Origin of the sequence: Campylobacter sp. BCW_6464 (assembly GCF_001762775.1) — a bacterium.
In the GTDB taxonomy this organism is placed as follows: Bacteria; Campylobacterota; Campylobacteria; order Campylobacterales; family Campylobacteraceae; genus Campylobacter_D; species Campylobacter_D jejuni.
Window position 1 is genome coordinate 1 of sequence record NZ_MJXM01000022.1, and the last position, 3,203, is coordinate 3,203.

Consider the following 3,203-nt stretch of genomic DNA (forward strand, 5'->3'; position numbering starts at 1 on the left):
AATGAGTAATATTTTTAACAAAAGCGTAGATGAAGCTTATAGCTATTTAGAAAATAAAGGCTTAAAAATAAGCTTTAAATATCACGAAATTAAAAAACAAGCACACGATCGTGCTTTTAGTGCAGCAGGCATTATGAAAACAGATGTATTAAATGATTTGCACGAAGAATTAAAAAAAGCTATGAAAGAAGGAAGAAATTTTAATGAGTTTAAAAACAATTTAAAAGAGCTTTTAACAAGTAAAGGTTGGTATGGTAAAAAAGAAATAACAAACCCAAAAACAGGAGAAAAACGCACTATAAACATCAATGCAAATCGCTTAAAAACAATTTATCATACCAATATGCAAAGTGCTTACGCAAAAGCAAGAGCAAAACAGCTTAGCACTTATTCTTACAAAACTTACTGGGTATATAAATGTGCACTTTTAGAAGATTCAAGAAGTGAGCATAAAAAAATGCACAATTGTGCTATACACAGAGATGATCCATTTTGGAAAACATCCTTTCCGCCTAATGATTATAATTGCAAATGTAAAGTCATAGCAGTAAGCGAAAAAGAAGCAAGGGCTAAATATAAAATTTTAGAAAATCCAAAAAGCATTGCTTCTAAAAATTTTGCTTATGATAAAAGAGAAAATTCACAAATCCCAAAAGAAACTAGAATAAGCTTAGATGAGAGCTTAGAAAATTTACCAAAAATACAAAATTATGAAAATTTAAGTGATAAAGAATTAATAGATAAGGTTTATGAAGCTTTTAATGTAAAAAAAGGAGATTTACTCGTTGATAAAATAGGAGATGTAATAAGCTTAGATGATGATTTTTTCTATGATAAGAAAAAACAAATTTCTAAGATAAAAAAGAATAATCGCCACTTTTATATCGACTATCTGCCAAAGCTTGTAAAAGATCCTGATGAGATTAGATTAAGTATAGATACTGACCCTTACTACAAAGGCTTTACCAAAAAAACTTATATTAAATACTTTTATGATAATGGAGTAAAAGCTCTTGTAATGGTATTAAATCAAAAAGGCAATCAAATCAATAATAAAACTATGTTTTTAAGCGAGAACGACAAGTATTTTAAAGAAGTATTAAGTCAAGGAAAAATTGTTTATAAAAAATAATAAATTTGCAAAAAAGAAGGTGGCTAAACTCTTATAGCCAATGACCCACTGCCACATCGTGATGATACTATAAGAGCATAACAACTTATTTGCTAAAATGATTATATAAGATTTTAAGTAACTTTGCAAGTTTTACATTTTAGCTATAATTTTTTCTTTCATTGTTTTAAATTCTTCTTCAGTAATAATACCTTTATCTTTAAGATTTGATATTCTCTCTAATTCTACGGTTAAATCACTATTAGTGGTAGATATATGATTATTTGCATCAGTATTTTGAGTACACTCTCTAACAAATTCAGCCATTTCTTTGGTTTCGTTTTTTTCCATATTTTTAATTTTAGCCTTATTACCCGAAGCATAAATAACCATCTCGCCAAACATCAAGCCTGTGCTATATTCAATAGATGAAATTTTATCATAAAGAAAAGTTTCCACCTTTAAGCTAAATATTCCCTTGTCAATAAAAATCAATCTTTTATCAGTAGCTACTAGCAGTCCTGTAGCAAGATTATAAGTGCCTTGTGCTGCTTTTTTTACCTTCTCATTCTCCCATAAAATATCTGGTAAAGCTTTAATTTCTTTTCTTGAGAAAATATTTTTAGCATTTGAAAAATCAGAAATTTGACTTTGTATTTCTTCTAAACTAGGCATTTATACTCCTTTAATAAAATGCCATAGTCTATTGAAGTTTATTTTAAAGTCTGCTTAAACAAAGTCCAAAGCATATCCTTAGTTTCTTCTTCCATTGCTCTGGCTACTCTTTTGTTTATATTTAAATTTTCATCGATGGGTAAAAAAGGTCTTGCTATTACATTTTTAGAGCCAAATTGATGCACTCTGGCATACGCAAAGCCTTTATAGGTGGCATTAAGTGCTACAAAAGCTCTATCATTTTCCACTCCACTATGTAAAGAGCTTTGCATAGAGCCTGTTGCAAAAAGCTTTTTAGTATGCATGATCTTTTGTGCTTTTCTTGAATTTAATGTACTTTGCTTTAAAGGTGCCCATTTTTTAGCATTAGAGTCTTGTTCTTTTTCTAGATTTTCTTTGCTTTCTTTATAAAGTGTTTCAGCAATTATTTCTTTTAAGATAATCTGCTTTTGTTCGTTTTCTAAATTTTCACATTTCTTTAAAAGATTTTCAAGACCCTTTAATTCAAAGCGTTTCATCAAAAAGTCCTTTTTGAGTTTCTTTTATATAGTATTTTGCCCAATTGTCTACTTTTATAAGTTCAATAGACATAAAAGTGTATCCGCACTTAATACATCTTCTAAATCTTTCATTGGTGTCTGATTTTATAGTTTTTAAAACTTTAGTTTTATCATTCGCACATCTAGGACAGATCAAAATAAATCCTTTAAAAAAGCTTTTAAAGGATTATATCTATTTTTAATTATTTTTTTTAGTTTTAACAATCTTTTCTAAAACTACAAGCATTATAGTGCAGTCTTTTTTGCTAAGAGTTTCAAGAGAGTATATATCTTTTTTTAAAGTTTTTTTACAAAGTTTGTAAAAACTAAAAATAGGCATTTTTGTTTGTTTTAATAAAGCTTTTAAATAAAAAAATTGTTTATTAGAACTAGCTTTTTTAAGCATTAATCTACCCTTAAAATCAGGTACGAAGTTTATATCATCTTTAATTTTACCATCAAAAATATCAAGCAAGATTTTAAGTTCATCTATGCTTAAATCTTTTGAGCTTAAAACCTCAAATCTTAAAGCTAAAAAATCTTGCCAAGCATTATTTTCTTTATAATATAAATACTCTTTGTGCATGTGTATTTTAGCTAGAAGTTGTTTTCTAAGCATTGCTTGTTTAGGACTCATAGCAAACCTCTTATATAGAGTTCTTTTTTTAAAAAGCTTCTACTAAGCCCACTTACACGAGAGAGCTTGGCTATATTTACTTTGCCATTTTTGTGTTTATAAAAGCCATTTTCATCATTTAAAACATCTTTTAAAAGTGTTTTAAAAGCCCTTAAAGCACCATTTCTTTTACTCATCTTTTCTTTCCTTGCTAAATAAAACTTAATCAAACCCACTAATTAGTGAGTTTTGTTAAATTTTT

General features: G+C 27.8%; 6 protein-coding genes. 1 reads left to right on the forward strand and 5 read right to left on the reverse strand.

What is annotated here, in order from left to right:
* On the forward strand, positions 1–1,132 hold a 1,132-nt coding region (locus AJ885_RS00310), incomplete at its 5' end, for a phage minor head protein (protein WP_070280528.1).
* Positions 1,133–1,264: 132 nt separating this feature from the next.
* Here the strand turns inward: AJ885_RS00310 and AJ885_RS00315 are convergent.
* Genes AJ885_RS00315 through AJ885_RS00335 form a run of 5 tightly spaced genes read right to left on the reverse strand, consistent with a single transcriptional unit; the run spans position 1,265 to position 3,138 of the window.
* Positions 1,265–1,786, reverse strand: coding sequence for a PH domain-containing protein (locus AJ885_RS00315; protein ID WP_070280530.1), 522 nt, complete (start codon positions 1,784–1,786; stop codon positions 1,265–1,267).
* Between the two features lie 38 nt (positions 1,787–1,824).
* The gene (locus AJ885_RS00320; RefSeq protein WP_052800544.1) at positions 1,825–2,304 is read right to left on the reverse strand and encodes a phage virion morphogenesis protein; all 480 of its coding nucleotides are present in this window, start codon (positions 2,302–2,304) and stop codon (positions 1,825–1,827) included.
* Positions 2,291–2,482 carry a hypothetical protein gene (locus tag AJ885_RS00325; RefSeq protein ID WP_021358120.1) on the reverse strand — a complete coding sequence of 64 codons (192 nt, stop codon included), beginning with the start codon at positions 2,480–2,482 and terminating at the stop codon, positions 2,291–2,293. The genes AJ885_RS00320 and AJ885_RS00325 overlap by 14 nt, the downstream gene beginning before the upstream one ends.
* 42 nt (positions 2,483–2,524) lie before the next feature.
* The gene (locus AJ885_RS00330) at positions 2,525–2,962 is read right to left on the reverse strand and encodes a hypothetical protein (protein ID WP_070280526.1); all 438 of its coding nucleotides are present in this window, start codon (positions 2,960–2,962) and stop codon (positions 2,525–2,527) included.
* Positions 2,959–3,138: a hypothetical protein gene (locus tag AJ885_RS00335; RefSeq protein WP_002864977.1), complete on the reverse strand. Its 180-nt coding sequence runs from the start codon at positions 3,136–3,138 to the stop codon at positions 2,959–2,961. Before AJ885_RS00335 ends, AJ885_RS00330 begins: the two co-directional genes overlap by 4 nt.
* Between the last annotated feature and the right edge of the window lie 65 nt (positions 3,139–3,203).